Raw genomic sequence first — 20,317 nt, 5'->3', positions numbered from 1 at the left:
TTAAGTTTGCTATGCCCTCTAAACCGACCGAAGCCGCCTCAACCACACCGCCTGCCAAATCAACGGTCAAACCGAACTTTTGGCGATCGCAAAAAGACAACCTGCAAATTCTGGCGATCGCCTTGGTGCTGGCGCTGTTCATTCGCACGTTTGTCGCTGAGCCGCGCTTCATTCCATCTGACTCGATGGTGCCGACGCTGCATGTGGGCGATCGCTTGGTCGTCGAAAAAGTTTCCTACCGATTTCATCCGCCCATTGATGGCGATATCGTCGTCTTCGAGCCGCCCGCCCCACTGATCGAGCAGGGATTTCGCCCGGATCAAGCTTTGATTAAGCGCGTGATGGCAACACCGGGACAGACGGTGCGCGTCGAGGCGGGAACCGTTTTTGTGAACGATCGCCCGCTCGATGAGCCGTACATCGCGGAGCCGCCTGCCTACCAAATGCCCAGCGTCACGGTGCCGCCGGAAACGGTGTTTGTCATGGGTGACAATCGCAACAACAGCAACGATTCGCATGTCTGGGGATTTTTGCCGCAAGAAAATATTATTGGTCGAGCATTTTTTCGGTTTTTTCCGATCGATCGCATTGGCGGTGTTCGGTAGCGTTTGAGTATGGCGATCGAGTCAACCATTGACACAAGCAAACTCAACCTACAATCTTTGTGCAGCCTCGGCTCGAATGGCTATTTGCAAAACTTGTAGGGAAGTAGGCAAACACGATGTTTATCAGCCTGATCGCAGACTACGGCAACGGCGATCCCGCCTTTCTGGAAGTGACGCAGCGCTTGCTGTTAAATCTGCCCGACGCGCAAATTCACTGGCTTTCGGTTCCGCCCTTCAGCACCTTGGCGACGGGCTTTTGGATTGCTCAGTTGGGCCTGAATGAAGGTCTCAATCCTCGCCTCATCTACCACAACTGCGCGCCCCGCCAAGACGATCCCGACGCGCGACGCGACAACGAAGGCGAAGGCTTGACCTATGCACTCCTGCCCAACGGTGTCAAAGTGGTTGGCGTCAATGCTGGATACACGCTGTCGTTTATCAAAAACCACGCGAAAGTGCTGCATACGGTGAATGTGTCGAGAGGCGGGTCGCAGTTTCGATCGCGTGATGTCTTTCCCAGTGCAGCGGCGGCGATCGCTCAAGACGATTTCAGCTTGCTTGGAGAGCAGCTTTCGCCCGCTCAACTTCCCGATGCGCCGCTCGATCGCATTGCCTGGGTAGATGGCTATGGCAACATTAAGACGACAATTCCGAGCGATCACGTTCAGCTTGAGCGCGAAGCCAAAGTCGTGATTCGGATTGGGGATGTGGTAAGCGATGCAATTTACTCGGACGGCAGCTTCAAAGTACCGGAAGGAACGCTGGCCTTTGCGCCCGGAAGTTCCGGCTGGGAAATTGACGGCCAGCCGCGCCGCTGGATGGAACTGTTTTTGCGCGGCGGCAGTGCGTGGGAACGATTTGGGCGACCGCGCCTGAATCAAATTGTGACGCGCCTGCTGTGACGCAACTGCTGTAGGCTGTTTCAATTTCTGGAACTCGATTGAAATTGCGGCGAGTCTAGAAGATTATCGAAATAGGCGGAGGTGGTGATAGTTCGCTCCTCAGTTGCAGCCTCCGCTCGATCGAACCATTCAACGGAAAGCAGATATGAACCACAACTCGAATTTTCACTGGCCGCGACGAGCGGGCGCACTGCTGCTGGTGGCAGGAACGCTGCTGGCTGGAGAACTGGCCGGATCGACTGCGCTGCTGGCGACCCCAATGCAGCTTGCTCAAGGTCAAACAGAATTGCCGATTGCCCCAACCCCGCGTTCCGATCGAGCCTTGCAATCGGTGCGGCAAGCCGTCCGGCGCGATCTCGCTCAGCATCTCAACATTCCAAGAGGACAGGTGCAGATTGTCTCGATCGATCGTCAAACCTGGCCGGATGGCTGTTTGGGTTTGGCGGAGCCTGGTCAGGGTTGCACTCTGGCGGTAGTGGAAGGCTGGCGCGTCACCGCACGAGCCAATAATCGAACTTGGATTTATCGCACGAATCGAACAGGGACAGCGGTGCGACGAGAAGGTAATGTGCCCTCAACGCCGAATGCTCAACTGCCTGCGGCGGTTCGCACTGCCGTTTTGCGATTTGCCTCAGAGCAGTTTAACGTTCCCACAAATCGGCTGCGCGTCATCCAGGCCGATCGCCGCACCTGGGATGGCTGCTTGGGCATTTCCGAGCCGGACATCATGTGTACGATGATTGCACTTCCGGGCTGGCGCGTTGTTATTGCGGATGGCAATCAGCGGTGGGTTTACCACACCAATCAGGACGGAACGCAGGTGCGGCTCAATCCCGCAGAAAGTTCGATCGGCGGCACAATTTCCCCCATCCAAATGCTGCCCGAAAATGTGCCGCAGCCGCTTAGACGAGGCGTGGTGTTTCGATCGATCGCCAATGGTGGAATGCTGCCGCGCCAAACCACGACAACGCTGTATGAAGATGGGCGTGTGGTGGTTGAGCAAATTGATTCGGGTCGCAGATCGGAGCGCAGCTATCGCGTTTCTCGGCAGCAGGTTAATCAGTTTCGTCAAACGCTTCAGTCGTTCGATCGCTTCGATCGACTGGACTTCTCTGCGCCTTATGGAGCCGCCGACTACATCACGGTCATGCTCATCAGTCAAAATGGCGTAACGCAATATGCGGATTCACTCGAAGGTCGCTTGTCGCCTGCCCTTCAGCAGGTGATTGAGGCGTGGCGGGACGTTGTGCAGGCGCAACCGGGGCAGCCTTAATGCGGCGATCGACTTGCGGCCAATCCTGCTGATGGGTAAGATGGGTGGTCTGTTGAGTCTACCCATCTTCAATCTTGCTCGTTTAGCGAATCATGAGCGGAACATCAGCCTGATCGGGTTGCCGCTGAACAATCTCGGCAAAGTTGACCCGAAAATGACACAGTATCAAGTTCAGGTCGGTTGCTGCTTTGTAGCGATCGAGCAGGACGGCAGCGAGCTTTGATGGCAACAGTGTGATTGCAATTTTCCGAATCGCGTTTCTGACCACACAGCGAGCAGCCGGATCGGTGATCATCGATCGATCGTTGATCACTACATTCAGCAAAAACCAAGCGGCAGCAATGCTTTTTCTGCGATCGAGCTGGCACTCAAACGCTTTAAAGGTGAGATATTTGTAAATGTTGCCGAGGCTATAGGGCTTGAGATATTGCAGCGATTGCGGAGCTTGGGCGAAGGCACGATCGATCACTTTGCGGCAGCAGGCTTCGAGCGCGAATACATTGGCCGAAATCGAATTGGTAGAAAGGCGATAGAAAATTTGCACTTCAGAAACGGCAACAAATTCATAGCGAGCTGCCAAGCGCAGCCACATATCCCAGTCTTGGCAAGCGGTTAGACATTCATCAAAGCCGCCGACTTCGATCGCCGCCTCGCGCAAAATAAGTGGATTTGAGCCGTTTTCAACAAAGTTGGTAATCAGCAGTTCAGCAAGGGCGTTGCCGTTCACGCTCAGGTAGCCGCCACGCCGCAGATAGTTTCCTTGCTCGTCAATGCGGTCTGTCCAACTGTAGGCAACGCCAGCCTTAGGATGCGATCGCAGCGCTTGCAGTTGTGCTTCTAGCTTGTTGGGTGTCCACAAATCGTCGGCATCGAGAAAAGAAACGTATTCGCCAGAACTTGCGTGCAGTCCACGATTGCGAGCGACATTCGCCCCGGCATGAGCACCCGCAATGACTTTTAAGCGTGGATCGGCGATCGCGGCAAGAACGGCGATCGTGTTGTCTTGCGAGCCATCATCTACCACGATGATTTCTAGGTCGCTGAGGGTTTGTTTTTGGACAGATTCGATCGTTTCTTGAATCGTTTTGGCGCCGTTGTAGACCGGAATCACAACAGAAATCAGCGGCATACGTGATGAACCCTCTTCAACTGGAGTGGCAACAACGAGTCAGCGGTGTCCTTCGATCGGTAGTACAGCAGGGTACCCAGTCGCCATGTTTCTAGCATTCCCGATCTTTGATCGATCTGATCGCAATTCAGGCAGATTTTACAACTGCTTTATACGCTGGTGATCGAAACAACATCTATAGCAGTAAAAATACCAAATGCTAGCACAGATCCAGGCTAAAACCGATGACATCACTCAATTGACATTCCTGAAAAGAAATTACATTCTGGTGTTGAGCGATCGAAATGCGGGAGCAACGGTCACCCTAGTACAGGTCAGCGAGCCTGCATGGAACTCGGTAATACGAACCGAAGTCCAATGCCTCAACCCTGTGTGTGCAGGAGCAAGCAAACTTAGACCCTGCATCGCTTCTAGCCAACAAGCAGGACTGACGCAATGGCAGCCAGAAATTAATCTCCTGGCTCAAAGCAAGGTCCGTTGAAACTAACTCAGAGCACCAACCCATTTGAATGGGTTTGAGCTTTCAGCCAGAAATTGATTTCACGGCTTTTGCTCTAAAAGCGTGACGATCGCCCCTTGTGCGCTTCCGTGATAGCTTAAGAGTTTCGCAGCCGATTTGCCGTTTTGTGCATGAGTACGTCGTTTGAACCTTACGCCCCTGTTTCTACCGCTGTCGCCCCACCTGTGATCTCAATCGTCGTGCCGATCTATAACGAGGTCGAAAGCCTGATGCATTTGATCAATGCGATTGCCAGCACGATGCAGGATTATCGCATTTCCTACGAATTAATTTGCGTTGATGACGGCTCAACCGACGGTTCGACGGATTTGCTCAAGCAGCTTGTGCGCGATCGATTTGACCTGAGAGCTGTGCTGCTCCGACGCAACTACGGACAAACCGCAGCAATGGCAGCCGGATTTCACCACGCCAAGGGACGAGCGATCGTTACGCTCGATGGCGATTTGCAAAACGATCCCGCCGACATTCCGCGCCTGCTTGCCAAATTGGAAGAAGGCTACGACTTGGTGAGCGGCTGGCGCAAAGAGCGTCAAGATGCGGCGGTGACGCGCCTGTTGCCCTCGCGAATTGCCAACTGGCTGATTGGTCACGTCACGGGCGTGAAGCTGCATGACTACGGTTGTTCGCTCAAGGCATATCGGGCGGAACTGGTTGCAGACATGAATTTGTACGGCGAACTGCACCGCTTTTTACCCGCGCTGGCCTACATCGAAGGTGCGCGAATTGCCGAACTGCCTGTTCTCCATCATGCTCGCCGCTTCGGAAAGAGCAAGTATGGGCTGGGGCGAACGATTCGCGTCCTGATGGATTTGTTTACGATTTTTGCGATCAAAAAATTTTTGACTCGCCCGATGCACGGCTTTGGTGTGATTGGCTTGGGGTCGATCGTCCTTGGCACCAGTATCGGCCTTTATCTCACGTTCATCAGGCTGGTCTTGGGGCAAAGCATTGGCGATCGCCCGCTGCTGATTCTTGCCGTTGTCCTGTTTCTGGCAGGCATTCAGCTTTTCAGCTTTGGCCTGCTGGCGGAACTGTGTATGCGTACCTATCACGAATCGCAAAATCGCCCGATCTATCGCGTCCGCGAAGTGGTCGAGCCAGATGCAGATTGATCAATTGCGGTAGGGGCACACGCCGTGTGCCCCTGTGGGAAATCGATCGCTTACGACTTGGTTTCGACCGGAGCCGTTTCGACCACTTCGCGAGGTGCTTCGTTTTCCTCGACGTGAGCCAAGGGAACTTCTGGGGTAGAAATTTGCAGCGACTCTTTCGCCAGTTGCGTCCATTCGCTGTGGAAGATGCCTTCCTTATCGGTACGCATGTAGGTGTGTGCGCCGAAGTAGTCGCGCTGTGCCTGCGTCAGGTTTTGCGGCAGGCTGGCGCGGCGGTAGCTGTCGAAGTAGTCGAGCGAGGCGCTAAAGGCCGGAACGGGAATGCCCGTCTTCGCAGCAGTGGCAATTACTTCGCGCCAAGCAGATTGGCGATCGAGAATCGTCTGCTTAAACTCTGGAGCCAGCAGCAGATTTGCCAAATTCGGATCGTGCTGATACGCAACTTTGATCTTGTCAAGGAATCCGGCTCGGATGATGCAGCCGCCTTTCCAAATTCGCGCCATTTCGCCCAGATTCAGATTGTAGTTGTACTCTTTCGAAGCGGCTCCCAGCAACGCCATCCCCTGCGCGTAAGAGCAAATTTTTGAGCAGTAGAGCGCATCGCGCACCATGTTGATGAACGCTTTTTTGTCGCCGTCGAATTTGATTGAGGGACCTTCCAAAATTTTGGAAGCGGCGACCCGTTCTGCCTTGTAGGACGACATAATCCGCGCTGTCACCGCCGCTGTCATCGTCGGAGTGGCAACGCCGAGTTCGAGCGCACTGGCGATCGTCCAGCGACCCGTGCCTTTTTGTCCGGCAGCGTCGAGAATCAGTTCAACAAGCGGCTGATTCGTGTCCGGATCGATGCGGCTGAAGATGTCAGCGGTAATTTCGATCAGGAACGAATTGAGTTCGTCCGTTGTGTTCCACTCAGAAAAAATTTCGTGCAGTTCGCGATCGCTACAGCCAATCACGTTCTTGAGCAGATCGTAGGCTTCTGCAATAAGCTGCATGTCGCCGTACTCAATGCCGTTGTGAACCATTTTGACGTAATGGCCTGCCCCGCTGGGGCCAATGTAGGTGACACAGGGACCATCATCGACCTGAGCGGCGATCTTGGTGACGATCGGTTCGATTTCGCGATAGGCGGCTTCGGTTCCTCCGGGCATGAGGCTGGGACCGTTCAGCGCACCTTCCTCGCCACCGCTGACGCCCATGCCGATGAAGCGCAATCCGGTCGATTCCATTTCGGCGACGCGGCGATCGGTATCGGTGAACAGCGAGTTGCCGCCGTCGATGATCATGTCGCCTTCTTCGAGCAGCGGCTTAAGTTGATTCATGACGGCATCAACGGGCGCACCCGCCTTGACCATGATCAAAATTTTGCGCGGACGCTCTAGTGATTGGACTAATTCTTCGAGCGAATACGTGGCGACGACGTTCTTATCTTTCGCGCGGGTGGAGATAAATGCATCGGTTTTGTCACGCGATCGATTGTAGACCGAGATCGGAAAGCCGTTGCGTTCGACGTTGAGCGCGAGGTTTTCACCCATCACTGCCAAGCCGATTAAACCAAAACTTTGTGCCATATTTCCCTATCCGTTGGTGTTGAGTTTTTGTTTGTGTGTCGATGGGCGGGGAACGATTTTTCCTATACCTCCTGCCATAGGTAGCAAACCTTTTTGGAGAAAAAATCTATCTTTCGCAAAAGGTTTTGACTTCCAGACTAGTCAACTTTTTTCGATTCGGGTCTGGCTCAAAGGTTTTCTTTATGCCGCTGTTGGGATCGCTGCTTTGATAGAATGCTGGCGTAACAATCGCGACAAAATTTCAGCAATTATGGCAGACACCACCGGGGCAGACGCGATCGATCGCGCCATTGCCGAAGGCATCGACTTTGACGGCTCTCCGATTCCCGCCGCCAAACTCGACCTCTACAACAAAGTGATGGGACTCGAAGCCGGACGGCAGCGCAGCGGCGTGTCGAATACGATGCGATCGCGCATTGTCCGCATTGGCGCAAAGCACATTCCGCAAGATGAACTGAATCAAATGCTGCGCGATGCCGACTTTGCTCCACTAAAAGAAAAAGAAATCGCGTTTTACTACAGCAAATAAATTTCCAAATCAAAATTGCTCAGGTCTAGGGCGTGTTTGAAAAGCTTCTCGTGATTGCAACGCCTCGTGGAGATCCCCCTGTCCCCTTGAGAACCCGGACTTTGAGGAGCGGTTCGGCTCCCTCCTTTTTTATGGGGTGAGGGAGGATCAGAGGGTTTTCAAACACAGCCTAGGGGTGTCGGCTAAGCCTGAGCAGGAAGAAACTAGCGGGCGGCTAAAGCAGCTCCGATCGCATCCACCACGCGGGCAACCGGGATAATTTCCATTCCCACGTCTGCGTAGGTTTGGCTGGCGGGCACGATCGCTTTCTTGAAGCCCAATTTCGCCGCTTCCTTCAGGCGCAACTCCATCTGCGGCACGGCGCGAACCTGTCCGCCCAAACCGACTTCGCCAATCAAGACGATGCCGGGATCAACGACGCGATCGCGAAAACTTGCCGCCACTGCAACGGCCACGCCCAAATCTGCCGCAGGCTCTCCGACATTTAAGCCGCCGGATGAAGCAACGTAAGCATCCAGCTTGGACAAGGGAATGCCGACGCGCTTTTCAAGAACGGCCAAGATTTGCAGGAGGCGATTGTATTCCAATCCCGTCGTCGATCGACGCGGCGAACTGTAGCTCGTCGGACTCACCAAGGCTTGCAGTTCTACGACCAAGGGGCGTGTGCCTTCGCAGGCAACGATCGTGGCCGTTCCTGGACTCTGTTCGTCTCGGTTGCCCAAGAACAGTTCCGAGGGATTTGTGACTTCCACCAAGCCCTGACCGACCATTTCAAACACGCCGATTTCGTGCGTTGCGCCGAAGCGGTTTTTCACCGATCGCAGCAGTCGATGGCTGGCAAATCGATCGCCCTCAAAATACAAAACCGTATCGACCAAGTGTTCGAGGACTTTCGGACCTGCGATCGCGCCTTCCTTGGTCACGTGTCCGACGATGAACAGCGTGATATGTTCGCGCTTGGCAAGCTGCATCAAAGCCGTTGTACACTCGCGCACCTGAGAAACCGAACCGGGAGCAGAATTGAGTGACGGCAGATAGATCGCCTGGATACTGTCGATCACGGCGACTTGCGGACGCAGCGATTCGAGTTCTTGCAAGATGACTTCGAGGTTGGTTTCGGGCAGGAGGTAAAGATCGGCTTGTGGAGGTCGCTCGATCGCCTCTGGTGCTGCATCTGCACCGACACCTAGCCGCTGTGCTCGCAATTTCACCTGTTGCCCGGATTCTTCGGCACAAGCGTAGAGCATTCGATATTGCTGCGAAAGACGGTTGGCAACTTGCAGCAGCAACGTGGATTTACCGATACCGGGATCGCCACCGATCAGCACGAGTGAACCGGGAACGATGCCGCCGCCCAAAACCCGATCGAGTTCACTGTAACCCGATGGAACTCGCGTCAGCGGATGATCTTCAAGCTGTGGAAGGGTAAGGGCGCTTAAAGGTTGTGGTGGAGTGGATTTGGCGCGTTTGGAGGTCGATCGAGTGGCGGTTAAAGTGCTGGTGCGATTGGCGGTTGTGGAGGTGGCAACTTGTTCAACCATCGAATTCCAACTGCCACAAGAAGGACACTTTCCGAAATACTGCGGAGTTTCGGTTCCACATTCATTACAGACGTAAAGCGATCGTAATTTTGGCATTACTTTCTTTGACGAATTTTCGCCTAGTTGAATGAATCTTAAGAAACCCTGAAATGCAACAACAACGGGATTTCTAGCGTTCTGATGAAATTTATATGAGGTACTATCTTAATGATAAGGTGTGAAAAATTAATCAACCGAGAAATACCCTTAAGGAGCGTTAAGTAAATTGGAAAATCACAAAGAAAAAATTCTGGTTGTAGACGACGAAGCCAGCATCCGCCGCATCCTTGAAACGCGCCTTTCGATGATTGGCTACGATGTTGTCACCGCTGCCGACGGCGAAGAAGCCCTCGACACCTTCCGCAACGCCGATCCCGATCTGGTCGTGCTGGACGTGATGATGCCGAAGCTGGACGGCTACGGCGTCTGCCAAGAACTCCGCAAAGAATCGGACGTGCCGATCATCATGCTCACCGCCTTGGGCGACGTGGCCGATCGCATCACTGGCCTTGAACTTGGCGCAGACGATTACGTCGTCAAGCCCTTCTCCCCGAAAGAGCTGGAAGCCCGCATCCGATCGGTTCTGCGTCGTGTCGATAAAGTGGGCGCATCCGGCATTCCCAGTTCCGGCGTCATCCAAATCAACAACATTCGCATCGACACCAACAAGCGTCAGGTTTACAAAGGCGATGAGCGGATTCGCTTGACGGGCATGGAGTTTAGCCTTTTGGAACTGCTGGTGGGTCGATCGGGCGAACCGTTTTCGCGATCGGAAATTCTACAAGAAGTCTGGGGCTACACGCCGGAACGTCACGTCGATACTCGCGTTGTGGATGTCCACATCTCGCGCCTCCGCGCCAAGCTCGAAGACGATCCGAGCAACCCCGAACTGATCCTCACCGCTCGCGGCACGGGCTATCTGTTTCAGCGAATTGTCGAACCGGGAGAAGAATAGGCGGAGTGAGGGGAGGAACCATCTGATAGAATTTTTGAGGTTTCTATCAACTGCGTCATGGGATCAAGTCGAGCCAGAATTGCGATCGATGCGATGGGCGGCGATCACGCGCCTGCCGAAATTGTGGTTGGAGCGCTGCGAGCGCAGGCCGAACTGGGCGTGGATGTGTTGCTGGTGGGCGATCCGCAGCAGATCGAAGCATCGCTCAAGCAGCACACGACTTCGCATCAGCTAGAAGTTGTGCCGTCTGAAGGCACGATCGAAATGCACGAAGAACCGCTCAGCGGCATCAAGCGCAAACCCAAAGCGTCGATCAACGTCGCGATGGATCTGGTCAAGCAAAAGCGAGCCGATGCCGTCGTTTCTGCCGGACATTCAGGCGCGGCAATGGCAGCCGCCTTACTCCGACTCGGACGGCTGAAGGGAATTGACAGGCCAGCGATCGGAGCCGTTCTTCCCACCTTGATCGCCGGAAAGCCCGTTTTGATTTTGGATGTCGGCGCAAACGTCGATTGTCGCCCGAAATTCCTCGAACAGTTTGCCGTTATGGGATCGGTCTATTCCCAGTACGTGCTGGGCACTGACAAGCCGCAAGTTGGTCTGCTTAACATTGGCGAGGAAGACACCAAAGGAAACGATTTGGCTTTACGGGCGCACGAACTGCTCCAGAAAAACGATCGCCTCAACTTCGCCGGAAACGCCGAAGGCCGCGATGTCCTCAAAGGCCAGTTTGATGTGATCGTCTGTGACGGTTTCGTCGGAAACGTCCTGCTCAAGTTTGCCGAAGCGGTCGGAGAAGTCGCGCTGCAAATTTTGCGCGAAGAACTGCCGCAAGGCTTAAACGGCCAAATTGGAACCGCACTCCTGAAGCCGAATCTGCGTCGCATCAAGCAGCGAATGGATCACGCGGAACACGGCGGCGGTTTGCTGCTGGGCGTGTCCGGAATTTGCGTCATCAGTCACGGCAGTTCTCAAGCTCCCTCGATCTTCAACGCGATTCGGATGGCGAAAGAAGCCGTCGATCACGAAGTTCTCGATCGAATTCAATCTCAATACAAAAAAGTCTCGGCAGGCGCGATCGATGCCGAACCCAATCAGTCCTAATGCACCAATCTTTTCCTTCTGGCGTTGCCATCATCGGCAGCGGCTCAGCCACACCCGCTGTCTGTATCGATAACGATGCGCTCAGCCAGTTTGTCGAAACTTCTGACGAGTGGATCGCTTCGCGGACGGGAATTCGCCGCCGCCACCTTGCAAGCGCAGATGAATCGTTGCGATCGCTGGCCGCCGCCGCTGCCCGAAATGCGATCGAGATGGCCGGAATCGACCCGCTGGACATCGATCTAATTCTGCTGGCAACTTCCAGTCCTGACGATCTGTTCGGAAGCGCCTGCCAAGTCCAAGCGGAAATCGGTGCGCTCAAAGCCGTCGCGTTCGATCTCACCGCAGCCTGTTCCGGCTTCATGTTCGGACTGGTGACAGCCGCGCAGTTCATCCGCACCGGAGCGTATCGAAACGTGCTGCTGATCGGCGCAGATATTTTGTCGCGCTGGGTGGATTGGAACGATCGCCGCACCTGCGTTCTGTTTGGCGATGGAGCCGGAGCGATCGTCATGCAGGCATCCGAGCGCGATCGACTCTTGGGCTTTGAACTCCGCAGCGACGGCACGCAAAATCATCTGCTCAACTTGGCCTACCAGCCGGAACCGCTGACGCTGACAGAAGGCGTGACGGTCGCGCAAGGCAAGTTTCAGCCGATCACAATGAACGGTCAGGAAGTCTATCGGTTTGCGGTTAAGCGCGTCCCAGAAGTGATCGAGAAAGCGCTGCATCGATCGAACCTCACCATCAACCAAATCGACTGGCTGCTGCTCCATCAAGCCAATCAGCGCATCCTCGACTCGGTTGCCGATCGGTTAGGCGTTCCGCCGGAAAAAGTCATTAGCAACATGGCCGACTACGGCAATACCGATGCCGCCTCGATTCCCCTCGCACTGGATGAAAGTGTCCGGGCAGGAAAAATCAAGGCAGGCGAAATGATCGCCGCTTCCGGCTTTGGTGCAGGTCTAACTTGGGGAGCCGCAATCTTCCAGTGGGGCTAATGCCTATTGGGTAATTACGCGACAGCAGGATCGCCGCTTGGCTGAATGGTTCCTTGCTGTATGGCCTCGGACTTGCGCTGCTCGATCGGCAGTCGAATGACGAATGCTGCGCCCTGACCGGGATGGGAAATACATTCGAGCTTGCCGCCGTGCTGTTCTACAATCTGGTAGCTGATCGACAAGCCGAGTCCTGTTCCTTTGCCGACGGGTTTCGTGGTAAAGAACGGGTCGAACAGGCGATGCTGAATGCTGGCGGGAATGCCGTTGCCGTTGTCTTGAATGACGATTTGGGCGTGATCGGGATCGATCGCTTCTGTCCGAACCGTAATTTTGCCCTGCATCTGCGGCAATCCGGCTTCGCGCTGCTGGTCTTGCGTGTCGCGCAGCGAATCGATCGCATTGCTGAGCAGATTCATAAACACTTGATTTAGCTGTCCGGCGCTGCATTCGACCAGCGGTAGATTGCTGTACTGCTTGACGATCGCAATTTCGGTGTGCGACGAATCAGCCTTGATGCGGTGCTGCAAAATCATCAGCGTGTTGTCTAGCCCTTCGTGGATGTCCACAGGCTTCATTCGAGCTTGATCGAGGCGCGAGAAATTGCGGAGGCTCAGAACAATTTCGCGGATGCGATCGGCTCCGACTTCCAGCGAGGCGAGCAGATGCGGCAGATCCGAGGCGACAAATTCCAGGTCGGCTTCTTCGGCATAGTGCTGAATTTCTGCGTTCGGTTCTGGGTAGTGCTGCTGATAAAGCTCGATCAGCTTCAGGAGCGATCGCGTGTAGCTGCTGACATGGCTGAGATTGCCGTAAATGAAGCTGACCGGATTGTTGATTTCGTGCGCCACACCCGCGACTAACTGACCCAAGCTCGACATTTTTTCGCTTTGAATCAGGTGCGTTTGCGTCCGCTGGAGATGTTCGATCGCCTCGCTGAGCTGCTTGGCCTGCTGCCGAGTCCGCCCCAGCAAAACCGCGTGCTGAAGGGCAACGCCAATTTGAGCCGCCACCTGCTGCGTAAATTCGATTTCGCGCTGCTGCCAGTGGCGCGTGGTCGTACATTGATGAACGCACAGCAAGCCCCACAGCCGATCGCCCACCAGCAGCGGCACAATCAAATCGGCCTTGACCTGAAACTGCGCCAACATCTGCACGTGACACTCGGTCAGCCCAGCTTGATGTAGGTCGTCGATCGCCCGCACATTTCCTTTGGCGTAGGCGATCAGCCGCGATTTGCCCATGCAGCATTCTGACAGCTTGGCATTGAGAATCGACGGAAATTCAGACAAAACTGCTTCAGAAACGACTTCACCGCTGCCGTCGCCTGCTTCGGGATCAAAGCGGTAGATCACAACGCGATCGGCGCTGAGCAGTTCTTGCACTTCAGTCGCCGCCGCTTTGAAGATCGCATCGAGTTCGAGTGAGGCGCGGATTTTTGCAATGATGCGGGCGAGTGCCTGCTGGTGATCGACTGATTGCTGAAGTTCCAGGGTCGATCGCTGAAGTTCCAAGTTTGATTGCTGCAATTGCGCTGTGCGCTCTTCTACCTGATGCTCAAGATTGCTGTTCAGCCCTTGCACCTGCTGATAGAGGCGATATTGCTTCACGGCCATCGAGAAGCGTTCGCCAAAAGCTTTTGCCAGCTTCAGTTCCGCTTCTGTCCACTGCTGTGCCTGTCCGCTCTTCAACTGTCGCCACACTTCAAACGACTGCCGCGCCATCATCTGCCGTGTATCCGGGTCATGTGCGCCCGCCCAAAGAATTTCGGTATTGACCTCGTCCCGAAACACCGTCAGACAGCCAACCACTTCTGTTCCATAAGTGAGCGGCAAAATCAGCATTCCGCGAATTTTGCTGTCTTGAAAGAACGGAGCCATAACGCGCAACAGCGGCTCTTTGTAGATATCGCTGATTGCCCACAGGGATAAATCCGGATCAGTCGCATCCAACACCGGAGTCAGCGCATAAACCGATCGCATCCATTCGACTGACCAAGGCCGAACTGCTTCGGCTGAGTGCGAAGGAAGAGCAGATTTGAGATAGTTTTGCCACAGCAAATTTTCTTCGATCGGGCGTTTTGTCGCCTGGTCAAGATGCTGCGGCTGGTCGCCACAGGTATAAAGCTCGATCGCCTGCGTCGGTTCGTTTGCCAGTAGATATAGCCTGCCGCCTGATCCGGCAAATGCTTCAACTGCGGCTTCGAGTGCGGCCTGAAGCTGAACGGTGGGCGTGGTGTAGAGCAGGGCGGTAACGTGGTTGATGTGGGCTTCTTGCTGGGCTTGATCGCGGACGCGCTGAAGCAAAATCGATTGTGAAATGGCGATCGCCATCTGGTCAACGACCGACTGAATAAACTGCAACTCTTGGTCAGTGACTTGACGCGATTCCGAATGGTGCGAAACCAGCAAGCCCCAAAGCTGTGCATTCACGTCGAGGGCGGGCGGCTTGTGCGTTCCGGTTTCCGAGTTTGCCAGCACGATCGGCACGACAACCGAGGACTTAACTCCCATCGCCGTCAGATATTCAACGTGGCAAGGATCAACCGGACGATAGCGAATTGGCTGCGATCGCAACGGTTCTCCGGTTTCTTCAAGCTCCATTGGACTGAGGCCAATTTCAGCCGCTTCCAAGTTGACGATCGAACGCTGGCGCGATCGGACAAACAGTTCGCGGGCATAGAGCGGAATATCATCGGCAGGAAAATTCAGACCCAGCAGCGAGGGCAAGCGGCCTGCTTGGATCGATTCAGCGATGACAACGCCGTGACCATCGGGGGCGAACTGGTAAACCTTGACGCGATCGGTTCCCAGGTAAGACCGCACCTCGGCAACCGTCGCAGCTAAAATTTCTCGAAGTTCTAAAGATTGACGAATGCGATTAGCAATGCGGTGAAGCAACACTTCTTGAGTGAGCATTGCGGACTGCGGTAGCGATTCCATTACGCGAGCGGCTCATTATGCAAGAGGTGACAAAAACCAACAGGCGACGGAGATGCATTATTTCTAAGATAATGCACTGCGATCCCCGATGGCAGTGTCTCATGTTGAAGTTGGTTCGATCAGCCGTAGAAGTACGGTGCGGTTAAACAGCGATCGCACAATTCAGCAATCTTACTTTACTCCAAAGTATTTATCGCGACCGAGCAAGCGGATCGATCGGGTTGTCGATCGCGGGTGCATTGATTTTGCCATAACGGGCTTGCACCAGCATATGAATTCCGTAAGCCACCAATCCCAACGCGACTAGACCGAGCAGCCATGCTCCCTGCGGCTGCTGCGCCAGCGTTTGCAGCGCTCCGTCCAGTCCTTGCACTTGGTTAGGATCGCTTTGCCGCGCCGCCTGTATCAAAAATAGTCCGGTCAGCGTGAGAACAAGGCCACGTGCTGCGAGTCCAAAGCGTCCAACGCGAGTTGCCCAAGTGCGCTCTGTATCGCTCATTTGATTGAGGTTGAGCCGCTTGCGAAAGCTGGCTTTATACGCTTCATAGAATTGATAGAAGCCAATACCAATGACGCCCGCTCCAATCAGGCCAACCAACCATTGGCCAAACGGTTGCGCCAGCAGTTGCGCGGTAGCGTCTTGCTGCCCGTTGCTGCTGCCTGCTGACCCTCCCATCGTTAACTTGAGCGCACTCAAGGCCAATCCAGTATAAACTGCACCATTGAGCAGGTAGCCAAGTCGCTGAGCAATGCCTTTTGCATCTTTGCCTTTGCCTTCGGGATCGTAGATCGCTTGAACAACCCGCCACAGCACGTATTCGATTAGCCCGATCGCCACCAACGCCAGCAGAATTTGACCAAATGGCTGAGCGGCGATCGTATTCAGTGCGCCTTGTGTATCGGTTGTTTGGCCGCCCGCACTGACTGCCGCCTGCACTGCTAGAACGCCAACGATGCCGTACACAATTCCTTTTGCAGCATAACCAAATCGTGCGAGCCGTTCTACCCAGTCTGTGGTTTGTGCCATTGCTGTTGATGAATTCCTAATTTTGAGCTTGCACGATCGATTCCTTCACTGCATCTATCCACAGAACAAATTTGTCGAACGCGATATCTTGTGTGCCTGCATCCTCTAGCCAACATGCATAATCGAGATATGGAGAAAATTCTTTTTGCGGAAAAAGAAAGCGTTAAAGGGCGAGCGATATTTCTAGGGGAGCGGCTGAATCTGGCGGCACTGGAGACGACCGATAGCTTAGCAACTATGCCGCTAGTGGTTTCGGCGGGCGATCGCGGCTGTGCGGTTCTGTTTCGCTATGGGGCAGTTGTGCTGTTTGGCCTAGAGCCGATCGAAGAAGCGTCATTTTTGTTACAGCTTGAGCCGCTGGTTCTCGATCCGTTTGCCAAGCGCGAAACCGAAGAAGTCGTGCTTCAGCTTGAGCCTGCCGGAGCGGGGCGCGTCGAAAACGGCATGATCTGGATTCAAGCGTTTAGCGTCGAATGTTTGCAGATCGTCGCGGATGTGCTGGCAAAAAGCGTTGTTCTGGCGCACTACGAAGCCGGAACTGCGAAAGTGTTTGACCAGATTGAGCCGTTTGCTGCCAGCCTGCAAACTAGCACAAACCGCGAACGGCAGGGCAAAGAACTGTTGCGGCAGTTGGGCTTGAGCCTATCAATTCAACACAAAATTATCGGTCGGGTGGAAATTAGCGATAAGCCGGAACTGCTGTGGGATTCGCCCACGCTGGAGCGGCTGTATCGCCGTTTGGACGATGAATATGAAATTCGCGATCGCCACCTTGCCCTAGAACGCAAGCTGGATTTAATTTCGCGGACGGCGGAAACCGTGCTGGATCTGCTTCAGCACAATACGGGTTTGCGCGTCGAGTGGTACGTGGTGATTTTGATTGTGGTGGAAATTTTGCTGTCAATGTATGACCTGTTTTTGCAGGTGTAGCGGTTTTGCTGCGCCCGCTATGAATCGGTATCATTGTCGAGCTTCGATCGCTCTTCAATCTGCTTCACGCCCCACAGCACAAACAGCGTCAGCAGTCCCCCCGTAACGCCGATAAACCACAGCCCTGCGCCGATCGCCACGCCCAACGCTGCCGACACCCAAATCGCTGCTGCCGAAGTCAAGCCGCGCACTTGAACTTTGCGGCGATCGGTGCGTGAAATGATCTCTCCGGCTCCCAAAAAGCCAACGCCCGTCGTGATCCCCTGAATGACGCGAGTGTGATCCCCAGAATCGATCGCGCTACCGCTCAACCCAGAAAGCACGAAGATGGCGGCTCCCAGGCTCACCAGCATGTGCGTTCGCAGTCCGGCAGGTTTGCGATCGAGTTGGCGCTCTAATCCGATCAAGCCGCCGACCACGATCGCGAGAACCAGGCGTAACAAGACATGCTGCCAATCGATCGGCAGCGAAATTTCGGACATGTTGCTACTTGAACCATTCGATTCCTTCCATTTAACCAGAAGTTAACCTGGCTGACGGGCAGAAGGAAGCGATCGCACCTCTAGATTGTGCCGATGTTGGAAGCGGGTTTGCGGTCGGGACGTGCCAGCGTTGGGCTGCACTCAGATGGCTTGGTTTGGTATTTCACCAGGTTGGCAAGCTCTTGAAGCTGGCTGATGGCTTCGGCTCCTTCGAGCTTCATCAGTTCGCGATCGTCTCGCATCTCCGTCCAGGTGATCCCGTAATCTGACACCAAAAAGCGAATGAGATGGTCGTTACCCAAACTCACCATAAACGACGCGCTGTTCATCTGACCGCCACAGGTGTAGCAAGACGCCAGGTAGCCCCGACGCTCTAGCACCAAGGCGAGCGCCTGAAGATTCATTACCAGGTCTTGCACAAATTGACGATGCTGGTCTGCAAGTCTTAAAAACACACTTGACCTCCTATCCCCACACTACATTCTAAACCTTTCTAAAGGTTTTCTTAAGATTTGTGCCTGAAGCGGTAGAGCCTTTAAGTAACACTACCCAAAACTGCTTAGTCATCGCCTGGAGTTAAGTCGTGATAAAGCGAAATAAAACGGCTTTTAATGGGTTACAAGCAATAAACGCGAGTGAAGCGGGTTCCCACCGAAGTTCAGACCTTCTGTTCTAGCCGAAGTATCAATCTCAGCCGTAAAAGCTGCATCCGTACAAAGAAGTAGATAGCGCCCGATCGCAGTCTAAGCGAAAACTGCCAAAATGGGTGAAACTTAACTATCTCTTCCAATCGCGATCGCCTCATTCCGGCTACTTTACTACATCTTTAGAAAACGGAGTAGCCAAAAAAATCTGTATGATTAAGCACAACTTCACAAATCTCACTGGCGGGATCGCCGAATTAAAAAGGAGTCGATCGATTCGATCGACTCCTTTAACGGAATTTATGAAGATCCTGAACGATTACTGAACCTGCCACCAGCCCAAGGAAGGGCCGATGAACCGTACCGTCACCCAATAGGCGACCAGCAGGCCGATTCCCACCCAGGCGCCCTTTGTGCTCAGCTCGACAAACTGTTGGGCTTGAGTTTTGGTAATCGGCAGCCAGGGCAAGATGGTTGCTTCCTGGCCGTATTTATCTCCCAGTGTTTCTTTGCGTCGTTTTGCGTCACCCATAGCACAGCTACCTAAAATCAACTTCTCCTGACTTTGATGATAGCGGTTGAGCGTTAAGCTCCGATCGCCACAGGATTGTGCTGAGTCAGCCAGCTTTTCAGATCAGCAAGGGCGCGATCGCGATATTGGCCGTAGCGATCGCGCTTGTTGCGAATGCGCTGCGGCAGTTCGGGCAAAATGCCGAAATTGGGCGGCATCGGCTGAAAATGTTTCGGCTCTGCCGTGCTGATGAAGTCAATCAGTGCGCCAAGCATCGTTGTAACAGGCAGCGCGACGGGTGGGCGATCGAGAATGAGCCGTGCGGCATTGGTTCCAGCCAGCCAGCCGCCTGCTGCCGCTGCCGTGTAGCCCTCGGTTCCAACGAGCTGTCCGGCAGCGAAAAGGGTCGATCGCGACTTGAATTGCAGCGTCGAGTGCAACAGTTCCGGTGCGTTCAGAAACGTGTTGCGGTGCATCACGCCCATGCGGACAAATTCGGCATTCTCCAAACCGGGGATCAAGCGAAAAACGCGCTTTTGTTCGCCCCAGCGCAAATTGGTTTGAAAGCCCACCAGATTCCAAAGCTGCCCTGCCTTATCTTCCTGCCGCAACTGCACAACTGCGTAAGGCCGCTTGTCGCGATTGGCGGGATCGCGAAAATCACCGAGTCGAGCGTCAAACAGGCCAACTGGCTTCAACGGGCCGTAGCGCATCGTGTCTTCGCCGCGCCGCGCCATTTCCTCGATCGGCAAACAAGCTTCAAAAAACTTGGCCGACTCGCGATCGAACGCTTTCAGTTCTGCCTGCTCCGCTTCACGCAACGCCTGCCAAAATTCGAGATATTGATCCCGACTCATCGGACAGTTTAGATAGGCGGCTTCACCGCGATCGTACCGAGAGGCGAGAAAGGCGATATCGCGATCGATCGATTCACCCTCGACGATCGGGCTGGCCGCATCAAAAAAGCTGAGATATTCCATTCCCGTCAGCTTCCGCAGATCTTCGGCCAAGGCGGAACTGGTCAGCGGGCCAGTCGTCAGCACGACGACGCCTTCGGTCGGCAGTTGCGGCACTTCGTCGCGTCGCAGTTCGATCAGCGGATGGTTTGCCAGCGTTTTCGTTAAGTCACGGCTGAAAACAGCGCGATCGACCGCCAGCGCACCACCCGCAGGCACAGAATGCTCATCTGCTTTGGCAATCACGATCGATCCCAGCCGCCGCAGTTCCTCATGCAGCAGGCCAGAAGCGCGATCGCTCGATTGCGCCCCAAACGAATTGCTGCACACCAGTTCGGCCAAATGCTCGGTGTGATGCGCGGGACTCGTGCAGTGCGGACGCATCTCATGCAGCACAACCGGAACTCCCGCCTGAGCAATCTGCCAAGCCGCTTCAGTTCCGGCTAAACCGCCGCCAATCACCTGCACTGGAATGGATTTGTTCATGTCGATCGCGCCACATCACTTCTTTCAGGGTACAAGCTGGGTGTTCGGTGTCGGCAGAAAGAAG

The 20,317-nt window shown here is 54.4% G+C and carries 18 protein-coding genes; 9 read left to right on the top strand and 9 right to left on the bottom strand.

Annotated elements, in window-relative coordinates; all coding sequences use genetic code 11:
* The first annotated feature begins 11 nt into the window (after nucleotides 1–11).
* The 3 genes from lepB (at nucleotide 12) to H6F67_RS23140 (ending at nucleotide 2,780) form a co-directional block, all read left to right on the top strand.
* The gene (gene lepB / locus H6F67_RS23150; RefSeq protein WP_190769013.1) at nucleotides 12–605 is read left to right on the top strand and encodes a signal peptidase I; all 594 of its coding nucleotides are present in this window, start codon (nucleotides 12–14) and stop codon (nucleotides 603–605) included.
* A gap of 116 nt (nucleotides 606–721) precedes the next feature.
* Entirely contained in the window at nucleotides 722–1,507 is a 786-nt protein-coding gene (locus H6F67_RS23145) for an S-adenosyl-l-methionine hydroxide adenosyltransferase family protein (RefSeq protein WP_190769012.1), read from the top strand.
* Between the two features lie 145 nt (nucleotides 1,508–1,652).
* Nucleotides 1,653–2,780, top strand: coding sequence for a hypothetical protein (locus H6F67_RS23140; RefSeq protein WP_190769011.1), 1,128 nt, complete (start codon nucleotides 1,653–1,655; stop codon nucleotides 2,778–2,780).
* 82 nt (nucleotides 2,781–2,862) lie between these two features.
* Here the strand turns inward: H6F67_RS23140 and H6F67_RS23135 are convergent, their stop codons facing one another.
* The gene (locus H6F67_RS23135) at nucleotides 2,863–3,909 is read right to left on the bottom strand and encodes a glycosyltransferase (protein ID WP_190769010.1); all 1,047 of its coding nucleotides are present in this window, start codon (nucleotides 3,907–3,909) and stop codon (nucleotides 2,863–2,865) included.
* A 630-nt stretch (nucleotides 3,910–4,539) separates the two neighbouring features.
* Between H6F67_RS23135 and H6F67_RS23130 the strand changes: the two genes are divergently transcribed.
* Complete coding sequence (locus tag H6F67_RS23130; RefSeq protein WP_190769009.1) at nucleotides 4,540–5,541, top strand: glycosyltransferase family 2 protein; 1,002 nt, start codon at nucleotides 4,540–4,542, stop codon at nucleotides 5,539–5,541.
* 50 nt (nucleotides 5,542–5,591) lie between these two features.
* On the opposite strand, the gene gndA is transcribed toward H6F67_RS23130, so the two are convergent.
* Nucleotides 5,592–7,112: an NADP-dependent phosphogluconate dehydrogenase gene (gene gndA, locus H6F67_RS23125; RefSeq protein WP_190769008.1), complete on the bottom strand. Its 1,521-nt coding sequence runs from the start codon at nucleotides 7,110–7,112 to the stop codon at nucleotides 5,592–5,594.
* Nucleotides 7,113–7,362: 250 nt separating this feature from the next.
* Between gndA and H6F67_RS23120 the strand changes: the two genes are divergently transcribed.
* A complete protein-coding gene (locus tag H6F67_RS23120; protein WP_190769007.1) occupies nucleotides 7,363–7,641 on the top strand; it encodes a DUF4090 family protein in 279 nt (92 codons plus the stop codon).
* A 203-nt stretch (nucleotides 7,642–7,844) separates the two neighbouring features.
* Here the strand turns inward: H6F67_RS23120 and radA are convergent, their stop codons facing one another.
* Nucleotides 7,845–9,278 carry a DNA repair protein RadA gene (gene radA, locus H6F67_RS23115; protein ID WP_190769006.1) on the bottom strand — a complete coding sequence of 478 codons (1,434 nt, stop codon included), beginning with the start codon at nucleotides 9,276–9,278 and terminating at the stop codon, nucleotides 7,845–7,847.
* Nucleotides 9,279–9,447: 169 nt separating this feature from the next.
* Between radA and rpaB the strand changes: the two genes are divergently transcribed.
* The 3 genes from rpaB to H6F67_RS23100 are packed head-to-tail and all read left to right on the top strand — an operon-like array spanning nucleotide 9,448 to nucleotide 12,278.
* Nucleotides 9,448–10,176: a response regulator transcription factor RpaB gene (gene rpaB / locus H6F67_RS23110; protein ID WP_190769005.1), complete on the top strand. Its 729-nt coding sequence runs from the start codon at nucleotides 9,448–9,450 to the stop codon at nucleotides 10,174–10,176.
* Between the two features lie 57 nt (nucleotides 10,177–10,233).
* Complete coding sequence (gene plsX / locus H6F67_RS23105) at nucleotides 10,234–11,280, top strand: phosphate acyltransferase PlsX (RefSeq protein WP_190769004.1); 1,047 nt, start codon at nucleotides 10,234–10,236, stop codon at nucleotides 11,278–11,280.
* Nucleotides 11,280–12,278 (top strand): beta-ketoacyl-ACP synthase 3, encoded by a 999-nt coding sequence (locus tag H6F67_RS23100; RefSeq protein ID WP_190769003.1) that lies wholly within the window; start codon nucleotides 11,280–11,282, stop codon nucleotides 12,276–12,278. Before plsX ends, H6F67_RS23100 begins: the two co-directional genes overlap by 1 nt.
* Before the next feature lie 14 nt (nucleotides 12,279–12,292).
* Here the strand turns inward: H6F67_RS23100 and H6F67_RS23095 are convergent, their stop codons facing one another.
* The gene (locus H6F67_RS23095; protein ID WP_190769002.1) at nucleotides 12,293–15,217 is read right to left on the bottom strand and encodes a GAF domain-containing protein; all 2,925 of its coding nucleotides are present in this window, start codon (nucleotides 15,215–15,217) and stop codon (nucleotides 12,293–12,295) included.
* A gap of 190 nt (nucleotides 15,218–15,407) precedes the next feature.
* Nucleotides 15,408–16,244 carry a DUF1206 domain-containing protein gene (locus H6F67_RS23090; protein ID WP_190769001.1) on the bottom strand — a complete coding sequence of 279 codons (837 nt, stop codon included), beginning with the start codon at nucleotides 16,242–16,244 and terminating at the stop codon, nucleotides 15,408–15,410.
* 129 nt (nucleotides 16,245–16,373) lie between these two features.
* On the opposite strand from H6F67_RS23090, the gene H6F67_RS23085 reads away from it, so the two are divergent.
* Complete coding sequence (locus H6F67_RS23085; RefSeq protein ID WP_190769000.1) at nucleotides 16,374–17,174, top strand: RMD1 family protein; 801 nt, start codon at nucleotides 16,374–16,376, stop codon at nucleotides 17,172–17,174.
* 17 nt (nucleotides 17,175–17,191) lie between these two features.
* On the opposite strand, the gene H6F67_RS23080 is transcribed toward H6F67_RS23085, so the two are convergent.
* The 4 genes from H6F67_RS23080 to trmFO all read right to left on the bottom strand — a co-directional run bounded on the left by H6F67_RS23080 (nucleotide 17,192) and on the right by trmFO (nucleotide 20,253).
* The gene (locus tag H6F67_RS23080; RefSeq protein ID WP_190768999.1) at nucleotides 17,192–17,656 is read right to left on the bottom strand and encodes an MgtC/SapB family protein; all 465 of its coding nucleotides are present in this window, start codon (nucleotides 17,654–17,656) and stop codon (nucleotides 17,192–17,194) included.
* Between the two features lie 80 nt (nucleotides 17,657–17,736).
* The gene (locus tag H6F67_RS23075; protein ID WP_190768998.1) at nucleotides 17,737–18,111 is read right to left on the bottom strand and encodes a DUF1815 family protein; all 375 of its coding nucleotides are present in this window, start codon (nucleotides 18,109–18,111) and stop codon (nucleotides 17,737–17,739) included.
* Between the two features lie 508 nt (nucleotides 18,112–18,619).
* Nucleotides 18,620–18,832 carry a DUF2839 domain-containing protein gene (locus tag H6F67_RS23070; RefSeq protein WP_190768997.1) on the bottom strand — a complete coding sequence of 71 codons (213 nt, stop codon included), beginning with the start codon at nucleotides 18,830–18,832 and terminating at the stop codon, nucleotides 18,620–18,622.
* Nucleotides 18,833–18,885: 53 nt separating this feature from the next.
* Nucleotides 18,886–20,253 carry an FADH(2)-oxidizing methylenetetrahydrofolate--tRNA-(uracil(54)-C(5))-methyltransferase TrmFO gene (gene trmFO, locus H6F67_RS23065; protein ID WP_190768996.1) on the bottom strand — a complete coding sequence of 456 codons (1,368 nt, stop codon included), beginning with the start codon at nucleotides 20,251–20,253 and terminating at the stop codon, nucleotides 18,886–18,888.
* Between the last annotated feature and the right edge of the window lie 64 nt (nucleotides 20,254–20,317).

The organism is Microcoleus sp. FACHB-1515 (genome assembly GCF_014696105.1).
Taxonomy (GTDB): Bacteria; Cyanobacteriota; Cyanobacteriia; order Elainellales; family Elainellaceae; genus JAAUTJ01.
This window is presented reverse-complemented; position numbering and strand designations above follow the sequence as displayed.